The sequence below is a fragment of the Vulcanisaeta distributa DSM 14429 genome (assembly GCF_000148385.1).
GTDB classification, from domain to species: domain Archaea; phylum Thermoproteota; class Thermoprotei; order Thermoproteales; family Thermocladiaceae; genus Vulcanisaeta; species Vulcanisaeta distributa.
On record NC_014537.1, the window covers coordinates 121,751 to 140,599 of the forward strand.

Annotated in this window: 16 protein-coding genes and 1 CRISPR repeat array; of the genes, 2 read left to right on the forward strand and 14 right to left on the reverse strand. The window is 50.5% G+C overall.

What is annotated here, in order from left to right; all coding sequences use genetic code 11:
- Positions 1 to 5: 5 nt before the first annotated feature.
- The 10 genes from VDIS_RS00645 to VDIS_RS00690 all read right to left on the reverse strand — a co-directional run bounded on the left by VDIS_RS00645 (position 6) and on the right by VDIS_RS00690 (position 13,506).
- Positions 6 to 407 (reverse strand): hypothetical protein, encoded by a 402-nt coding sequence (locus VDIS_RS00645; RefSeq protein WP_148678142.1) that lies wholly within the window; start codon positions 405 to 407, stop codon positions 6 to 8.
- An 86-nt stretch (positions 408 to 493) separates the two neighbouring features.
- Positions 494 to 2,245 carry a hypothetical protein gene (locus VDIS_RS00650; protein ID WP_013335266.1) on the reverse strand — a complete coding sequence of 584 codons (1,752 nt, stop codon included), beginning with the start codon at positions 2,243 to 2,245 and terminating at the stop codon, positions 494 to 496.
- A gap of 738 nt (positions 2,246 to 2,983) precedes the next feature.
- Positions 2,984 to 3,646 carry a hypothetical protein gene (locus VDIS_RS00655; RefSeq protein ID WP_245522598.1) on the reverse strand — a complete coding sequence of 221 codons (663 nt, stop codon included), beginning with the start codon at positions 3,644 to 3,646 and terminating at the stop codon, positions 2,984 to 2,986.
- A 512-nt stretch (positions 3,647 to 4,158) separates the two neighbouring features.
- Positions 4,159 to 5,535, reverse strand: a complete 1,377-nt coding sequence (locus VDIS_RS00660; protein ID WP_013335268.1) for an ATP-dependent DNA helicase — start codon at positions 5,533 to 5,535, stop codon at positions 4,159 to 4,161.
- A gap of 4 nt (positions 5,536 to 5,539) precedes the next feature.
- Positions 5,540 to 6,067, reverse strand: a complete 528-nt coding sequence (locus VDIS_RS00665) for a hypothetical protein (RefSeq protein WP_013335269.1) — start codon at positions 6,065 to 6,067, stop codon at positions 5,540 to 5,542.
- Positions 6,057 to 6,317, reverse strand: coding sequence for a hypothetical protein (locus VDIS_RS00670; protein WP_148678144.1), 261 nt, complete (start codon positions 6,315 to 6,317; stop codon positions 6,057 to 6,059). Before VDIS_RS00670 ends, VDIS_RS00665 begins: the two co-directional genes overlap by 11 nt.
- A gap of 170 nt (positions 6,318 to 6,487) precedes the next feature.
- Complete coding sequence (locus tag VDIS_RS00675) at positions 6,488 to 6,997, reverse strand: hypothetical protein (protein WP_013335271.1); 510 nt, start codon at positions 6,995 to 6,997, stop codon at positions 6,488 to 6,490.
- Positions 6,979 to 8,313 carry a type IV secretion system DNA-binding domain-containing protein gene (locus VDIS_RS00680; RefSeq protein ID WP_013335272.1) on the reverse strand — a complete coding sequence of 445 codons (1,335 nt, stop codon included), beginning with the start codon at positions 8,311 to 8,313 and terminating at the stop codon, positions 6,979 to 6,981. The genes VDIS_RS00675 and VDIS_RS00680 overlap by 19 nt, the downstream gene beginning before the upstream one ends.
- The gene (locus tag VDIS_RS00685) at positions 8,285 to 9,157 is read right to left on the reverse strand and encodes a hypothetical protein (protein WP_013335273.1); all 873 of its coding nucleotides are present in this window, start codon (positions 9,155 to 9,157) and stop codon (positions 8,285 to 8,287) included. Before VDIS_RS00685 ends, VDIS_RS00680 begins: the two co-directional genes overlap by 29 nt.
- A gap of 17 nt (positions 9,158 to 9,174) precedes the next feature.
- Positions 9,175 to 13,506: a hypothetical protein gene (locus VDIS_RS00690; protein WP_013335274.1), complete on the reverse strand. Its 4,332-nt coding sequence runs from the start codon at positions 13,504 to 13,506 to the stop codon at positions 9,175 to 9,177.
- A gap of 276 nt (positions 13,507 to 13,782) precedes the next feature.
- A CRISPR array of direct repeats spans positions 13,783 to 14,359; the repeat unit is 25 nt; unit sequence CTTTCAATATTCTATTGAAATCTTC.
- Between the two features lie 183 nt (positions 14,360 to 14,542).
- Between VDIS_RS00690 and VDIS_RS12770 the strand changes: the two genes are divergently transcribed.
- Entirely contained in the window at positions 14,543 to 14,686 is a 144-nt protein-coding gene (locus tag VDIS_RS12770) for a hypothetical protein (RefSeq protein WP_171804828.1), read from the forward strand.
- 5 nt (positions 14,687 to 14,691) lie between these two features.
- Here VDIS_RS12770 and VDIS_RS00695 read toward each other — a convergent pair whose 3' ends face one another.
- The 3 genes from VDIS_RS00695 to VDIS_RS00705 are packed head-to-tail and all read right to left on the reverse strand — an operon-like array spanning position 14,692 to position 17,692.
- Positions 14,692 to 16,782, reverse strand: a complete 2,091-nt coding sequence (locus tag VDIS_RS00695) for a helicase HerA domain-containing protein (RefSeq protein ID WP_013335275.1) — start codon at positions 16,780 to 16,782, stop codon at positions 14,692 to 14,694.
- A 35-nt stretch (positions 16,783 to 16,817) separates the two neighbouring features.
- Positions 16,818 to 17,321: a hypothetical protein gene (locus VDIS_RS00700; protein ID WP_013335276.1), complete on the reverse strand. Its 504-nt coding sequence runs from the start codon at positions 17,319 to 17,321 to the stop codon at positions 16,818 to 16,820.
- Positions 17,318 to 17,692: a hypothetical protein gene (locus VDIS_RS00705; RefSeq protein ID WP_148678148.1), complete on the reverse strand. Its 375-nt coding sequence runs from the start codon at positions 17,690 to 17,692 to the stop codon at positions 17,318 to 17,320. The genes VDIS_RS00700 and VDIS_RS00705 overlap by 4 nt, the downstream gene beginning before the upstream one ends.
- A 255-nt stretch (positions 17,693 to 17,947) precedes the next feature.
- On the opposite strand from VDIS_RS00705, the gene VDIS_RS00710 reads away from it, so the two are divergent.
- A complete protein-coding gene (locus VDIS_RS00710) occupies positions 17,948 to 18,139 on the forward strand; it encodes a hypothetical protein (protein WP_013335279.1) in 192 nt (63 codons plus the stop codon).
- Here VDIS_RS00710 and VDIS_RS00715 read toward each other — a convergent pair whose 3' ends face one another.
- Complete coding sequence (locus VDIS_RS00715) at positions 18,140 to 18,817, reverse strand: hypothetical protein (protein ID WP_013335280.1); 678 nt, start codon at positions 18,815 to 18,817, stop codon at positions 18,140 to 18,142.
- Positions 18,818 to 18,849 lie beyond the last annotated feature (32 nt).

The window sequence follows — 18,849 nt, forward strand, 5'->3', positions numbered from 1 at the left end:
CATGGTCACGACAACGCAGACCTAATGGCGTAAATTACAGCAAAGAGCATAGCATAGAGGATAATGACTATGACATCCGCCTGCGCAATATACACAGCAAGCCTATTGTAGGCACTAAGCACATCGCCAAAGCCACTAACGCTAAGACCCACGTTCTGACACCAGGTAGTCTCAAAGCTCCTAGGGTTAATTATCGACTGTATGACCTTATCACTAATCATGGCGCCATAGAAGGGCTGCGAAGCTATTACGGCAGCACCACCCACCACAACCACGTAGAGGCCAAGACCCACGGCAACAAACAACGAACCAACACCCCTAAGCCTAGACACGGAAAGACCAAGCCCAATCACTATCAACAATGAGGACAGGCCCGGCGTCCACTGGGCCAGGTAAATCATGGGCACCACATCCTCCGTCGACTCCAGTATTATCGTAGCATTCTCAGTCTGTACACTCCTAACATCACACCAGGGATACGTGAGGGGGCATGCTAATTGCCGCGGCCGCCCCCCTTTATGGGTAGCGTGAGTCTCGTGAGATGCTTAACGATTATTTGCTCCTTCCTTTCACTCTTTATCATCCTAAGTTTCTGACATAATACTCTAATTACTTGCACTCTAATATCGTCATATCTCTCAATTAGGCGCATTGGTACTACGATCGTCAAATACTTACCACCTTTCTCAGGATAAACGTTTATTTGGCTGACAAACTCATCGCCATAAATACTCTTCAACTTCTCAAGAATTTCCTTAACCTCCTTCTCATCTTTGGCGTGGTGTCGTAGTTCAACTGTACCCTCCTTAATCGTTACGCTAAATGCATGATCAGCAATAACAATAATCTGCATACCTTTTCTAAACTTTGGTTCAAACTCTGCTATCTGCTTTATATTTATCCATGTCTTAACAGCTAAAGCATCAATAACATCCTTTATTATTGATGGCAGGATACTAATCATTCCCCTAGCAAGCTTAATAGCATGAGAACCATTAAATACCACATTAACCGAATTTCTGTCAGTGCGAGGAACCTTATTCCACGAAAATCCAGTACTCTTCAATTTCTCGAGCAATGGCTTCCACATTTTATACTTTTCGGACGACATAACTATTTCTATTACAGGTTTAGCATAGTGACCATTATCAGCAATAAAAGCGCTTCCATCACCAAGTACGGCGGTAAACAAAATGGCAAGTAGCGCCTCCCTGCTGAGCTTACTAAGCTTTTCAGTGTCCTTTAAGAAGCCTTTAAGCGATTTATGATCAAGTGACCTTAAGTGCCATGTTACTGTTACATCATACTTATTCACATTAACAGAATGTATATGCATGTGTACCCTGCCATAATATATCAACGACCATAACACGGCTTGCCAAGGCTTACTTGTACCCATAACAGGCTTACTCTCATCCACGCTCTCATCCGTCTCTGCGAATCCCACTTTTAATGGTATAAGTAATTCTCTAATGAACTTCTCATACTCATCTTTACTCATTACTCTCATGAAAATATTGGGTATTTCTATTGTCATGCCTTCAAGGTCCTTCAACACTAAATGAAGCACTACCCCCTCGGTCTTACTTACATTAAGCAGTATATTCTTACCATAAACACTTAATCCAGACATATTCTCCCAAATAACAACCTCTGCCTTACCACCTACTAAATTATCAATGATCTCCTTAACCTCAATACCATTCTCAATCCAGTACTCCCTGAACCTATCAATATAACTAATGAACTCATCAAACACGTTAAGAATGCCGTTAACGACATCATCATTATATACGCCCCTTAGTCTCTCATAAACATTCCTCTTCTTCGCTTGCCACTCCATCTTATATATATCAATCCACCACGGCTCCCAAATACGCCACTTAAACATTCTATCAATAGCCTCAGCCAGCAGGCTAACATACCGATTAATTATATCTGAATCGTTAACTGTATTACCACAAATATATTTTCTACCGTGTTTAATACCAAAATAGAAGCTATTTCTCTTCAATTTAATGTCAAGGGGCCCCAGGCCCATTGCCGCCCCGCCTACGTTATTATCGATTTCACGCTGCTTAGGTGTCTCAACACCCCCACTCGCTGTGTCCCTAACCGCCCCGGCCGCGGGGGCGGTGGAGGATGGCTGGTTTTGACCCCCACCCAGGCCCACGGGACTGGGGGTTGGGTCCCATGGGGCGGCCCCCTGGGCGGGGGGCTCATTGGATTGAGGTCTAGTCGTCATCCCGACCACCTGGGGTCCTACGCCCCGCAGGGCTTTCGTCCCGACAGTGCCTGGTAGGCCTACACGGGACCGACTCAGCCCCTGTCGGCCACCCAGGGTGTCGGGACTATAACCCCACGGGGCCATACCACCCACCTAGCCGTGAGCCAAAGTACGGAGAGACAAAGAGGGGTAGGAAGGAAGAAAACAAGCCAGGATGGGTAGGCGCCCCGTGGGGTAGACCCCACGGGGCGTAGGACCCCAGGTGATCGGCCCCACCCCCACGGGGCCCACTACCTCCTATCGTCACACCCTTAAATACCCATTGCTCCACGGCATTCGATAAAACAATCAAGCATTTGTTTAGTAATTCCCTGGGTTTTGTGTATTATTTTGCTAGGGTGTTGGACAATTCATTAATAACTTGTTTCGCGTATTAGTAAAACATTATATCACTTATTCCATTTATGAGTTGCATTTTATTCTTTTTAGCCTTGGATTTGCTAAATATTATTGCTTTCCCCTGCCCATCCTCTCCATCCCTCCCGCCGGCCCTGTGGGTTTGGCTCTTGGTGATCCCAAGCCCCCATCGCCATCCCACGGGCGGCACCCCCAGCCTTCGGACTCCCGGGGCTCATGGAGATCCCAAGCCCCCACAGCCCCCCACACACGCCGGGAGCCCCCCTACAAGGGGAGCCACCGGCCCGCAAGGGAGAATGGGGGAGGAGGGGGTGGGAGGATGGGCAGGGGTTTGAGTGGTTAAAGCCAAAGCCACCATGGGTGCTTTGTTAGTTCAATGCTTATGTCGTACTTACGAGCCAATCGTTGCAGTTCTGCGAGGATTTGACTAAGTTCCATGTTGTAGAGTAGCAGGTCAGTGCAGTCTAATTCTTCGCCCTCGTAAATCACCTTACCCTCCTTACTACAATTCTTCAGTAGTAACTCAATCCTAGTAATCTGGGCCAGTAAGTCGCCAATACCTGAGTTAATTAATTTACTAATCACCACATCATTGCTTATTGACGATATCCTCCTAACGTTATTCATGACATAGCCAATCACCGCATCATATACTGCATTACTTAAATCCTTGATTAAGCTCTCCCTAACGTCTATCCTTGATAGGTCGACCTCCTTAATCGCTGACTCAGCAATTTTCTTACCATAAGCCTTAACCAGCGGATGTAAAAGAGACGCAATTGTTATTAATGCGCGGAAATACCACGTGCGTAAACACCGCTTAATCCTCTTATCATAATGCCGATCAGCTAGGTCGTACCTAAGGCAATCCTTCGTGAAATACCGCTTAACGCTTTTTTCATCATAATCCCTCAAACGCTTAAGCAATATGCTTGCAAGCCTAACACTCTCATTCCAAGCATTAACCATACTCATCACCATTACCGTACTTACTACAGACACAACCAACAACATCACCACCATCCACGCACTACCCACGGGGGCGGCCGCGGTGGATCATCCCCAACCCTCCGCCCGGGCTGTTCCCGGGTGGTTTGGTTGGGGACTCATTGCCTTTAATCAACTGGGTGGCTGAGTTAATAAGGCGGCCTTAGCGCTTGGGGCGATGCCTTTATTAACCCCGGCCAAGCCTTAGTCAGTGGCTGGGCGGGGGTGGTCCGCCCGGGTCAGCACGTCGTCTCTTCTTCAGAGTTCTGCTCGTGCCGTGAACATCAGGCCCGGGCTAACCCACCCCCAACCCAGCCCCCACCCAAGGCCAGGCCGGGGGGTGGTCAACCCGGGCTTGGCGGCGATGCATTTATTAAGCCCCAAACCAACTGAGCCCTAGGGGCCGGGGTGGGTCGGCCCGGGAAACAGCTGCGAAGCCGCTCATCAACGACAGCTTGTGCCCCATCATCAAGCCCCCGGGCTTCATCCCCACCCCAAGCCAACCCCACCCAGTTGGTTGGGGCGGGTTAGCCCGGGTTTTGTTGCTTGGTGCATTGGATTCCGTAGTTCGTTAATTCAGCGCAGTACCGCCTAAACCTCCTGTCGAATAGCACGACGTCGATAACCTCATTGGGCATTAACCTGCCTATTGCCTGTACGGTCTTCATGACCACTAGGTCGGTGCTCCTTAAGCCCCTCGCCTCAAGCCTCCTCATTACATTGCTTGGTAGTAGGGGGAGTGTGAGGAGTACGGCCCTCCTATAGCAGTTGAGCCTAACACCCTCGGCGAACCTACCGAAGAACCTCAGGACGAGGTTCCTCCTGCATACATCCTCCCTCCTAACCTCATCCTCATAAACCGCATTCTCGATCAAGACCTCCTTACTACTCGTAGTGAAAATCACCGTCAAAGCACCATCACTCAACAAGTCATTGACTTGCCTAGCGACTTCACTCTTAAGTCTCTCTACATTCTCTGTGGTCATGACCACACTCCCTAACCTAGCCCTAACTAATTGGCTAGGCTCTACCCTAACAACAGGTATTGAGGTTAGTATTGATGGTGGTAGGGTTGCCGACATCAAGAGCACCCTCTTATTGCTCGGCAACTCCAACCCCTCAAACCTAACACCCACCAGTGCGTCGCTGTCCTGGTCGTAGTATGTAATTGATGACTCAATGAATGCCACCAGGTCATCCATACTAACTATTTCATTGACCTCACCATCCATCGCCATTGCAGGTAAGAGCTCACTCAAAACACCCCTAACAAGCTCCGCGCTCCTAACATCCAAGTCCTCAACCCCAAGCCTACCGAGGAGTAGCTCAACACCCCTCCTGGAAAGGCTGACGAGCTTTGGAATAACTGCATTATGCGCTTCATCAATGATTACACCGCCTACTTTCCCAGCGTACTTCCCCAGCCTGCTGTAGTTCATAAGCACGACGATGTCATCATACCTACCCAGTAACTCCCTGATCAGCGCCTCCTGGACGTTGTACGGGCATAACCGGCCCTGCTCAGCCAAATCCCTAACCTCGGCGTAGTCCGAGGCGTTGATTAACGCCTTGACCAGGGGAACCGGCTTATTGAGTTGGCAGAACCCACAGGGCCTCCTAACAACAAAGTCACTGTGCCTAAAGCCCCTGGTACAAAGCCTCTCCCTACCAGTCGATAGGAAGTGCCTAACGCCGAACTCACCCAAGGCCCTACTCGCCTGGGCCAGGGCGTTGATTAGGCTTGATGCCCAGACCCACTTACCGCCCAACTGCCTTATTACGTATGATGCCACGTAGCTCTTACCCCAACCGGTTGGGGCTTGAAGACCAACAATACCCCTCTCCCTAAGTAGAGCCAGTAATTTATTCGCCACATCCAATTGATCACTCCTCAGGTTAGCCATACAATCACCTCCTCACCAGTGCCAGGGCTGCGATTATGATCAGTGGTATGAGCCACGGGGCCAGTTCAGAGGCCACGGCAACAACCACCGCAATGCCAACCGCAACGCCGAGGAGGAGTAGCACAGCCCTCCTGGCGCCCTCCCTCCTACGCCTAGCCTCAACCTCATTGATCTTGTCAATGATCAACCACCTAAGCCTAGCCTCAACAGCCCCGACCTCACGCCTAACAACATCAACGACGCTGGGTTGATTAGATTGACTACTAATCAACCGCCTAAGCTCGTTGATTTCCTCGCCAAGCTCATCAAGCCTCCTAACGACGTCATTAATACTGCCCGACCCAACCTCGTTAAGCAACTGCCTCCTCAAATCCTCAATCTCCCTAACGAGGATCTTAACAACCTCTTTCCTAACACTCTCCAAGCTCCTGGACCTCATTGAGTCTAGGTAATCAAGCAACTCCTCCCTAAACTCCCCAAGCCTCCTATCAACATACTCCCTAAGCCTCATGAACTCTTCATCACCCTCCATCAATAATCACCTTCCTGATTATCATCTTGCCTTTACTCTTGTGGACAATTTCGTAACCCTCCTCGTAAAGTATCGCAGGCAAATACTGGCTTAGTGCAATCATTACGCTGGTAATGATGTTTTCCGGCAAATACCTACTCATGAACCGCCTAACCCTTGCAGTGGTTATTTTGTACGTCTTGCCACCATCATTACGTCGAATATTCACCCTATATTTCTCAAGCTCCTCATCCAGAAATTTCTTGAACAACCTCACCGCGATACCTGCGTACTTTGGTTCATAATCATGCCTGCGGGCCTGCGGTGGGCCTGGGGCACCCTTGAATCACCCCCAACCCTCCACCCGGGCCAAGCCCAGGTGGTTTGGTCAGGGGCTCATCACCTCCACTAATAATAGAATAATTTGAATTTAAGGCGGGGTTAGTAGAGCTTGACCCTGCATGGTATTGACCCTCTATACCTATTGGCTAGGTCCCTATCCGCGTTGTAGCCCGAGGCCCTCAGCATTGCGTGGATTGCATATGACGCCTTCGGCCTTCCCATCCTCACCCAATTCCTGGCCACGATATTTAGTACTCCGTGTAAGTAAGCAATGTTCCTAATAATGCCCTCGGCACCCACAGCCTTAAACGGCGTTATGTGGGGGTCGGCGTTGACGACTTTGAAGGCATACCTCGGAATCCCAACTCTCCCCAGGAGGTGCGTTACCAGTGCCATGTAGTGGCTTGGGTACGCGGTCAAGGGTTTAATGCCCTGCCTAATTAAGTCTGTGAGTCCATGTAAGTCCTCCACACTAATGACTGCATGTTTAATGCTACTTACGGCAATTGCACAGTCATCCATGTCAACGTCAGCAACGCCAACCACGGCCTTACCGCAGAATAACAACTCCCTAGGCTCTATGTAGAAGGCTAGGGCCTCCCAACGCATTCCCAGACACCCTCAAGCCTATCCTTCATCTTCGCATCAGTGAAGCCAGACTCCCTAATCACGTCGAGCCTAACTCCATGAGCCTCGGCGCATTTCCTAAGCGTTGTTGTGCCTGTCTTTGGCTTTATTGTTGGGTCTACCTCGACGGTTAGTAGGTTGTATGGCTCCCTGTGCTCGTTCCTCATTTGCCTGTTGGTTATGTGTATGTGCATGACGGCGGTCAGTGGGTTCTCCCAGTGTGCCGGTGGTATGGCGCTCCAGGTCTTCTCTGCATTGTAGTACACGTCCCTACCATAGTGGGCCTTGAAGCCAGGCTCCCTGAAGATTATGTTCTCGGGGTTGAAGTACAGTGTTGGGAACTCAATGAATAGCTTATTCATGCTTATGAACTCCCTGGGTATGTCGAATGGGCTTTGGGTGATTAGGGCGAAGTACCTCCCGTAGTTCCTACCAACCCTGACACTGGTTGTCAACGTCGACTCACCAAGCCTGAAGTATAGGTGGGCCTCATCAATCACAAGGATCAGGTCCCTGGCCTGCATGGAGTTCAGTATAGCCAGGAGCGACAGCACGTAGAACCAACGCTGGACCGGCGAGAACCAGCTTAGGTCAATGCCTATGGATTTACCCCTCAACCCACCATTGATTAAGCGATTAATCAGTGGGTGGGTCCTACCAAAGAGCCAGTGGTTGAAGTAGGTGAGCCTCCTAATCAAGCCCCTGGCGCTGTTAACCTCGTCCTCCCTAGCCAAGGCACCGCCACTGACCAAGTCATTGAGGTGCTTAATCAACCCACTAATCGATACCTCACCAACAGCCCTGCCCCTATCGGAAACGGCCTGCGGTATAGGTTGATTGCCCAATTGATCGTCTGCCTGGCCAGTTAATTCGCCGTAAGCCCTCATGAACATGTACTCCATCGCAGGGGTCATTACGTAGGGCAGTCTCGGGAACCTCATGGTGAGGACCTCCTCAATCACATCCAAAGCCTCAATATCACTCAGGTAATCCAGCGGGTTTAGTGGGTACGGCGCGTAGTAGTCGGTGTAGCCCTCGTAGGTGCCGGCGGCGTCGAAGACCACGACCGCGTAGTCGCAGGGCACGCTCATCAGGGCATTCTTAATGAGCGTGGTCTTCCCAGTCCCAATTGAGCCGAAGATCAGTGCATGCGTCTCATCAAGGACCATGAAGTGGAATAGGTGCCTAGCCGGGTCATTAATCATGTCCCTAAGGCTCGGCCTGCACGGGTCATCCCGACCAGCAGAACCCACTTGACCAACCTGCTGGTTAATCCGCCCTTGTCTCCTTATGAACATCACTACTCCAGCCTAACCGCCTTATAAGGGTTAGTGCCTTTGTCGTTGCTCTTACGGTCATGTCGCTTGGGTTGAAAACCACATATCCCATCGACAGTGCCTTTATCACGGCTTCCTGACCAACTAAGTCCCCCAGCGCCTTCAACGTCGCCACGCCGCCCAAGTCCTTGATTAGGACCTCGACGGCATTAACCACGTCATTGCTGACCCAAGCCTCGGTGGGCTCAGCGAGGCTGAACTGCCTCGCCGGAACCTCAACAAACCTCCTACTAACCCCAATGACCTCAACCCTACTGTTGAATTCCGTGGTCTCCCTAAGCTCGTCAATCCTCGGGATCCTAACCAACCTCCTAATGACTTCATCGAAAATGAACACCCTATTAACATCAAAGACGCTTGAGTGCACCGCAATGTCTATGCCCAGGGCCTTTAACTGAGCCAGTGCATCAGTGAGCCTAGGCCATAAATCCGAGTAGAACTCCACATTAACCCTCAATGAGGATGCAAGGGCCAAGCCAATTATTGTACTGATGGGCTCGATGATCGATATCGGGGCTGAGTGGAGTATGGCCTTGAGCTCATCCGTGTTGAACTCACTGGTGAATTTAACGCTTGCTGGCATTGCGAATCCACAGTCCTCAAAGACCTGGCTCAACGACTCTAGGTGAGTCGAGTCGCAGTTGATGTTTAACTCACGGAACACCCTATTGATTAGGGCCTTACCCAAGGCATTGAGCCTCGCATCAGGCACGCCACTAAGAGCCCTGGCATCCCCGGTGAACCTAAAGGTCACCCCAGTCGTTATCCCACCATAATCAAGCCTACCGAGGACAAGCCTAAGCATCATTAAAGGTTACTCAATCACTTATTAGGCTGGTCACCCACGTACCTCCCCAAGCCATCAATGAGGGCCTCAGCAACCACCACGGCCTCCATCAAGTTCACCACCTTAAGCCCAAGTTCCGCATCCCTAAACTCATTAATTATCCTGCCCAGTGAGTCCCTTAGGGCGTTTATTGAGGACCTCAACAGCTGTATCCTGAGGTCGACGGCGCCGGTGTGGGAGAGGGCGTTGAGTGCGTTGTTGACGGCGCCCAAGGCACTCCCATAAATCGCCAACCTCCTCCTCAACTCACCAACCTCCCCACTCAGCTCCTCAGCCCCACCAAGACCCCCACTACCCACTAAATCACTTAACTTAGCCTCCAAGTCCCTAAGCCTACCCCTCAGCTCATCAACCTCACTACTCAACCTACTCGCCAAGCCCCTCAGCATTACCTCAGCCTCGCCAACCGCGTAGTCCCTTACCTGACTCAGCACTTCAATCGCCAGCCTCGGTGGCATGTACCTGGCCAGCAAGTGCCTAAGCCCATCATCACTGATTGAGTCCACTCCAATAAACCCACCCCTAACGTGCTTAGCCTGGTCGCTACTCAGGACGAGACCCCACAGGTCTTTATGGAACTCCCTAAAGACGTCACTGTTCGGCTTAGCCATCGACGCCTTGATTACGAGGTCCCTGGCCACACCCTCGACAGACTCCATGTCAACAAACCCATCCTCGTGAAGCGCCCTCAAAGCCCTTGCCAAGGCCTTCAGCTCGCCTGGCCCAATCCTAAGCCTACCATACTCCTCACTGAATGACTGCCACTCAATGGCCCTGTTAACGTCGACACCCAACTCACTGAGTAGCTCCAGTAGGGCAACCAGCGGCTGCTTGCGGATTGAGTCCGCGTAGTCGATTAGGCCTATTACCGAAGCCCTACCGCCAACGCTCAACCTATTAATCACACCATCCCTAGCGGTCACCGCAAGGTGCAACCTAACGACGGAGTCTACGAGGAGGTCACTCCTCACAATCGAGGCAATCCTGGGGAATACCTCACTAAATGACTTATCACCAACCAACGCATCAACACCATGCCTAAGCAACCCACCATACTCCCCCATAAACCTCCCAAACTCCATAAACCCCCTGACCTGCTCCCTAACCCACCCTCCATAATTAACATTCCTGAGGAACTCACCAATAGCCATTGGTAGGGCCTCCTTAACGGCGGCCCCCCAAGCCCTCGACTCAAGGGCCTCCCTGAACCTAGCCCCAACGAATGGGCTTAGGGCCTTCGTGAGCTCCCTAACACTGAGCCTGTTAATGATCATCAAATCCTCACTACTTGCACCACCGCTCAACGCCTTGTTAATGCGCTCGGTGTGCCTAACCCACCAGCTATTAATCACCTCAATTGCCTTGGCATCATCCCTAAACGCCTCAAGGAGTGGCTTGAGGACGTCACGGCTTAGGGCCACGCCACCCCTAAGGTTATGGAGGGCGTCAATGATTAGCTTAACATCGCCCCTGGCTAACTCCCTAACCTGCCTATCCCTCATGTGCTTGGACATTAACTCCCTAGCCCTGTTGCCCAGGGCTTTGTCTAGGAGCTCCCTGGCCCTACCATGCTCAACACCCATTAATTGGCTTAGCTCAACAAGCCTATGGAGTTCACCGTTAATTAGGGCATTGATCACACCCTTAACCTCACTAAGCCTCCTAATGCCAGTTAATGCCTTGCCGTGGAGCTCCCTAACGTACGGAGTTAGGGCGATGGCCAACAACCTAGCCGAGTCAAGCCTTGAGTTCTTAACGACCAAGCCCTTACCCCCACCAAGCCAGTACTTACTAACTAAAGACTCCATCAAACCCCTAAGCCTCGGGTCTTTGACAGCCTTAACCTCAAAGGGCCTTGGCATACTCAAGGATGCAAAGGCGTCCTCCACAGCCCTCTTGATGCCAATCCTCCTGGCAACAGCCCTAGTCACCAGGTGGGCCGGCAGGTCATCCCCAGCCCCACCACCGCGGCTGTAAACCCTCCTATCCAGTACGGCACCACCCCTAAACCTAAGCCCAACAACCTCATGAAGCCTACCCCTCATCCCAGCCTCCCTCCATATTGGGTACTCCCCAACAAACGAAGCCACACCCGCGCCAACCCTGGCCAGCCCAGCCAAGGCACGCCTATGCCGCTGCCCATAAACCACCGCCTTACCCCTAAGCATGCTCTCCACATCCTCCATCGCGGCACTCACCGGCCTAGCCAGTGGGCTTGGGTCCCAGGGGCTCGGTAGGTGGCGGCTCAGCCTACGCCAGGCTGGGTGGTTAGGCCTAGAACCCCTCAACGCACTGACCGCCTTAGCGAATTCATGGTGTATAACCATCAACGGCCCAACAACCCCACCAAGCCTCCCACCTCTACGCATCCTCAATGCGACGCCCTCCCTAAGCCCCCTAACCCTCGAAGCCACTGACGACCTAACCCTCCTAAAAAGCCTACCAAGGACTCTGCTAACGCCAGCAACCCTTAGGTAGAGTATTAGGGATAGGTCCATGACCACGTTGCTCAGTACCGACCATGCTGGGCTTAGTGGTGTTGGGAGGTTGGCGATCCACATTGCCGCATCCAATAAGCCGAGTATTGCGACGGCTTCAGCGAGCCACTTGGGTATGAAGTAGCCGACACCGAGTAGCAAGCCGTTGAAGTATGACCAGCCGGTGAGTAGTCTTTGGGAGCCAACCACCATGGAGTTTATGACCCAGGTGGTGCTCGGCGTCAAGCCTATTGGGTCCGTGCCGAACCATGGGTTGTTTATGTTGCCGATTATCGTTATTACCCCCGGCACCGTCACCGTCTCATTGGAGTGATTGATACATGTTACCGTGATCTCCACCTGGCTATACCCAACCGGCTCCGGGTTTGGAAGTGCCAGGCTGAGGTTCCTACCCATTCCCGTGATCTCCCTGCCGATGGTTACCTCCTCATTGATCTTACTGACTAGGTCCCTTAGCTCACTCTCCTCATCGTTGATGCTCACCGTTCTGTAGAGTGTGCTGTTCAGCACCGAGTATTGGCATGTCGTTGAGTTTCCGACCCTGGTTGGCACGTTGATTAACGCATCGCCCGCGAAGTACCAAAGCGTTGCAGACGCCACCCCTGGAAAGCACTCCCCATGCGTCACGCCTGTCCTTGGGTTCGTCACGTTTATGCACCGCATTGGTGGTACGTTGATTGTGAAGTTTATGGCTGCGGTGTTATTCCCATTAAGCACTGAGTACTTGCTTGGCGAATCAAGCCACTGCCAGGCGCCGGTGTAGAGGGTTGAGCCGTTTAGCGTTGCAGTTACTACGTTGAATGGTGGGTTGCCGAACTCAATGACCTCCGCGTAGGTGGCGTTACTGCTTAGGTAAGCCGCTGAGTCGCATGGCTCCGCAGTGCTTTGGTTGCCTGCGTAGGTTAGGAGTAGGCAGTCATGGCCTGGGTTTACCAGTAACCACAGGAATGTTGTGTTGGTTATCTCCGGAGTGCCGAAGGCATTAATTGGAGTCACAGACCCAGTGAATGCGGTGAAGCCACTCACTGGGTACTCAGTGAGTGCCACAGACCTGCCAATGACCGTGTAATTCACCCCATAGAGCACCCCACCGACCAAGTACGGGTACGGGCTGCCTAGGATCAAGAAGCCCCTGACCACGGCGTTAGGTGCGTTTTGGGTGAGCCAATTCATTAGGGCCGTGGTCTCATTCATTAATTGATTTTTCGAGGCAATCATCGCGTCTTTAGCCGCGATCGTTGTTATGAAGAGTATGGTTAAGGTGACGATGAACAAAGCCGCGCCAGCCGCCCTAGTCCTATCCATGACCATCAAGGCCGCGGCGATGCCGATGACCAATGGGGCGATTGCGTAGCTGAACCAGGCCAGGTAGGCGATGGTGTGTAGCACAGCCGTCATAACCTGGGCGACATGCATCACTGCAAAGATTACGTCGGCGATTGGGTCGATGATGAAGCCAAGGCCCTGGATCACCGTGAACCCCTGAAGCGGGATTGCACCAATGCCGAGGGTGCTTATTACTGCTACCACATTGAGTACCGTCATGCCCACAGCCCAGGCAAGGCCTGCGTAGGCACTCGAGTAGTAGACCAGGGACCAATCACCAACCAAGCCCTCCACCTCACGGTAGAGGATTAAGTATGTCGGTGAGCCGGGGGGTGCAATGCCGAGTAATGTGGGTAGTGCATAGGCTAGGATTAAGGCAGTGCCGGCAGCAATGAACCTCCTAACCCCAACACCACCCCTAACCACCCCGTAAATCATTACCACCAAGCCCTCAATAAGTAATGCGTAGCCGAGTGGATCCATCAATTAATGAGGCAAGGCAATTAATAAGGCAACCAATGAAGGGAAACCACAGACAAGAAACAAACCCTCCAATATTCCATTGAAATCTTCATACCTATCCTCATTCGCCGAATCAAGACTCCAGGCTGGGCTCTAACTTTCAATATTCTATTGAAATCTTCGCTACATAACCGTATGGGTGTGGGACTCTATGGCGGAAATGTACCTTTCAATATTCTATATGAAATCTTCTCCCTGATTGAGGTGAGGTATGAGTCAATGCCTGGCGATATAATACTTTCAATATTCTATTGAAATCTTCCGTTCCATATCATTGCCCTTTTCAACTTTGGCATCATGAGGATCTTTCAATATTCTATTGAAATCTTCTGAGGATGGACTACAAATCAGGCTGTTCAAGGGAAGGAAGTACTTTCAATATTCTATTGAAATCTTCCAAATTGTGTGCTATAAAGTCGGGGAAGATGCATTTAATGGAGACCTTTCAATATTCTATTGAAATCTTCACAAGGATATAGAATAGTAAGGGCGAGTGAGGCATTATTACAAAGGGCTTTCAATATTCTATTGAAATCTTCTGCGGAGATGAACGATGCAGGTGTGTGGCAGAAACGCTCAAGCTTTCAATATTCTATTGAAATCTTCGTGACTGGAGGCTTGCCTCGAGTGTTGGCTTGAGGGTTATCACCTTTCAATATTCTATTGAAATCTTCCCGGGGACGTACAACGGCACGGTCATGGTCGCCGGCTACCAAGCCTTTCAATATTCTATTGAAATCTTCCAGGGAAAGCATTGCTAATGTTTTTATCAGCGCATAATGGCATCGTCTTTCAATATTCTATTGAAATCTTCCGGTGCGTTTGTTTATTTAGGTCTTTTTAAGTTTTTCTTCTTGGTGTTTTGGTGCCGTTGGAACGTCTTTCTGCTCTTAATTGCTGTGGCTCGTGCTTGTTTTCACGGTGTTTAAGTGGAATTGAATTGTTGTTCCCACGGAATTTCTACTCCGCCTAACCGAGCCTGTTCCAATGGTGTTTTATGCATTGTGAATTGGTGGGTGTGCATGGGACCATACACGCGGTGTGGTTTTGGGTCGTGTGTGGCTTGGTGAAAAACACTCCATGGGCTGTGCATGGTGCCGTGAATTTTGCCCTGCCTTGGGTTCTTGGTTTCATGCCCTGAACCCTTCATTGTTGTGCTTCCTTGATTCTTGGTTCTAGTTCGATGATGCCCAGCCTCTTTATTGGCTCCGTTATTATGAGTGCCTTTGTGGTTAAGCCCTGCATGTGCGGTGGCAGTGCCGTTACCAACCACTTCATGTCCTCACTGGTCAACTGGAGGGCTTGGCTTACTGAGGCTACGTATGCGTCGTTCCCTCCTAACACGATGATTAGGGGTATGTTCTGAAGCACGTCACTCCCTATGCCAGTTAGTGTCTGGGTTATGAACACCGTGCCGAGGCCGAACTTCCTAACACCCCTAACCAGTAGCTCGGCTAGTGGTGAGTTTAGTAGGTAATAAGCCTCGTCTATGATGAGCAACTGCCGTAGTTGCTCACCTATGCTCATACTCATCACGTGGCTGTAGACGTGGTCAGCCACCACACCCATCATGAAAGCCATCACGTCCGGCGAAGCCCTAACCGAGCCGAACAATAGGGCCTTATTGTTTAGTAACTCACTGACCGGCACCACCTCGGCGCCCCTGAGGTGGCTCATTAATCGGTCGAGGGCTAGGGCCACCGAGTCATCGTCAGTGGCTGCCCTTAGGAACTCCATTGCCTTGAAGAAGTCCCTGTAAATGCCATTTGAGTATATCAACCTCAAGTCCGGCAGCATTGGCTTGGCGTCAATGCCGAGTATTGAGAATTCGGTAATGAGCCTATGAACCCTCTCAACATCAGTTAAGCCGTCAAGCTCGAAGAAATTAATGAATTTCCTAGTCACGTCAATGGGCTCAATGCCCTGTATCCTCAGGTACTCACCGTGCGGGTCCAGGATGAGCGCCTTAATACCACTATTCATCAACCTGTGTAGGATTGTTGATACTGTCCAGGTCTTACCCATACCCGTTGGACCAACAACGAGCATGTGACCACTGGGCAACGCATCGAGGTCTATCTCCAACTCACTTCCCTCCCTATCCCTACCAAGCCTAACCCTAGCCCTCGAGGATTCGGCAATCAACCTGCCACCGTGGAATATGGGCACGATGGCTACGTCGTGGCTCAACTCATCGATTGTCGGCATTGACCAGAGTGGTAGCTGTCCCCTAAGCCAAGCCATGCGCATGTTCGTGTCGGGCAGGTCCCTATCACTAAGTATCATGACCCTCACAGGCTCCTCGGCGTTCTGGGTTATCCTATCAAGGACCACACGCCACCTACTGACTGCAGGCAGTGCCTTACCCCTCTCCTGGACAACGAGTTTTTCGTACTCCCTAGCCACCCTAGTCGAGGTTACTGCACGGAACTCTGGATTACCCGAGATGATTAGTGCGTAGTTCTGTAGGTAATTAGCCACCGCCGACGCGACGGCCCTAACATCATCATCGCTGGGCATTGTGTAGATTTTGTTCGAGGTAGCAAGCCTACGCCTCAGAACGCTAAATTGGCCACCTCTGATCACGGAGTAATTGCCTAGGCTTTTAACAGTGATTGCCGCGATTGCGGCGATAGTGATTAATCCATAAACCCTGAATAATAGGTATGAGGCAAGAAGTAGTGTTACCAACGCGGTAATGAGCCTAGCCTTGCTCGGCGTTGTTGGGAATCCAACCAACCTCCTAAGCTCCTCACCACCCAACTGCCTAAGCACGAAGTACTGCCTGAGTAGGTTCTCCCTGGCGGTTAGCCAGTTCATGAAGTCCTGGAGCTCGTCCTCGCCCCTAACAACCCTCGAAAGCCTAATGAACTTTTCACCACCAAGCCTAATGAATGCAATAGCCTCATTGGTGCCTAGGTTTAATCGCCTAATCAACTCATCGAACAAACCAACGTATTGAGCACCGGTCAATCGGCTTATGTCAAACATGGGCTCGGCACTGTAAAAGACATGCATCAACCTGCCCCTCGCATCATACACGTAGTCCTCACCGAGAACCAGCCTAGGCGCTAAGCCTGGGTAGATCAGCGTGAGGATTGACTCCACCAGCCACTCCCTAAAGTCCCGGTAAAGCATTGCCAGTGGTAGGAGTAGGATAAGTGGCCTGTAGACAATGCCCATTACAATGACTCCAATTAGGATTGCCAGGTAGATCCTTGGGTCTATCTCAGGCATCAATTTGATCGCCAACAGCCCTTAAAAGGGGCTGGTCAACGGTGAGGCCTAATGAACCTAGGCAACCAGGACAACCTATTACTCCTAGCCTGATTAACCCTGTAATCGCCGTTTATGACAGCCTTAAGGTCCTCCGGGCTTATCCTAACACCCTCACCCTGCAGTATGCCCATGAGTTGGTTAACATCAACCCTCCCAGTCTCCACGTACTCCCTAACCGCGTAATCACCGCATTGCAGTAGGTCGCACTGGGAGAGTAGTATCAACACAGCCTCAACGCTCAAGCCCCTAGCCAAAACCTCACTGAGTAATTCATTGATTGACTCGGGGGTGAAGTAATTAACGAGCCTCGAAAGGACTGAGCGGCAGTAATCCCTAAGGGGCTCTGCGCACCTCAGGGACCAGGAATTAACGAATCTCGCCAACTCCCTGTTATCGCTGATTATCGACTTAACCCTAGCCATCCTGAGTTTCACCCTCCCCAACTCCACAATCTCCCTCTCCAGGCTCCTCAACCCATCCCTCCTAAGCAGCCTCATTGCCCTTCACCAACACCGCAGCCACACCTAGCCCTAAGCCACCTCCTGAAGGCATCCCCATACGCCTTGCCCACCCTCTCCTCAATCAATCTAACCCAATCCTCGGGATTCACGCCCCTGAGCGGCTCATCACTATTAAGCAGCCTAGTCACTATGATAGCCCTCTCAATACTCGACAACCTATCAATCTCAGCAAGAACAGACTCAAGAATAGCCTGACCAGGCATTGGGAAGGGCAAGGGCTGACCCTGAGGACCCGGCGGAGGAGCTGGCAAGGAATCAACGACAGGCTGAACACCCGACCGACCATCCTGATCACCCCTACTAATTAAACTCCTAAGGAAATTACTCATTGGGCTTTGGCCACTCATCAGTAGGGATTAATGATTAATTTATAAGGGGTAGGGGTGGTTGTTAGGTATTAAGGTCTTGATCACCGTTTAAACATGAAATTGACCAATCAACAGATTTAATAACGGAATACGCCATACTCACGGTACAATCACTCATTAAAAGTAGTACGAAAGGCACTACGTGGCTAATTACCTCCTCATTAACCATGCACTAAATAACGTATGAAAATCTCGATAAATCCTTATTAATTTTTGTAATTATTAAGAAAAATCGTGATCGCCGTACCTCTAAGGGTCGGGATTGAGATTAAGAAGGAGTACGTTTATTCAATAACCATCGTGAATGCTCAGAACCATTGCGACGTCCTTAGGAACATTAAGACCCATTGTGAATCGACGTATGGTAGGGGTCACCCAGCGTGCCAGGGCTTAGAGACTGCCATTAACCACCTATGCAAAACCTAGTCATAAGCACTTTACGTTATTCTTCATTGGAACTTTATTTCTACAGTAGGACTCTAGGCATGCCCTTATCACATCACCAAGTCTTGCATTACATTCAATTCCATTGGCATTCTCGGCGGCGGCCCTAAATTTTATGGTATTGTTTTCATCAACGTCAGATGCGCATTGACTAAAGAGTTGAGGTTGATTTATGTGATACCTTGCACACATAACATTGCCTGGAGGGAATACGAGAATGTATTGTTTATTAACAAATTGGTTAATATTCTGACAGACACTATTCGGTTTAATGTTCCCTAACGGGCCCCAGGCTGGGACTAACCTAAAGAGTATTAATGATTCCCTACCAACAATGTTCGTACTCACGGGATCATTGGGTAAAGCCCAGGCAGCTGATGCGCCATGAAGTTCAATATTATTGTCACGTAAGACCCCAACCCAGCCAGTGGCATTCCTCGTAACGAACCTCTCACCAATGCGCCAGTGATACCTAACCTCAAGCCTGGCGCCACATTGAATAACCGTGACGTTCTGGCCATAAAAGTTAATATCTAACTCATTACCTGTAATGCCTACTAATTTGAACTCAGGCTTAAGACGCGTAGAAACGACATAGCCAACAATACCACCAACAAAGCCAACAATACCACTAATAAGCTCATTTAACCATGCACTCATTAATTAATAATCATATTTTAGCACTTAAAAGT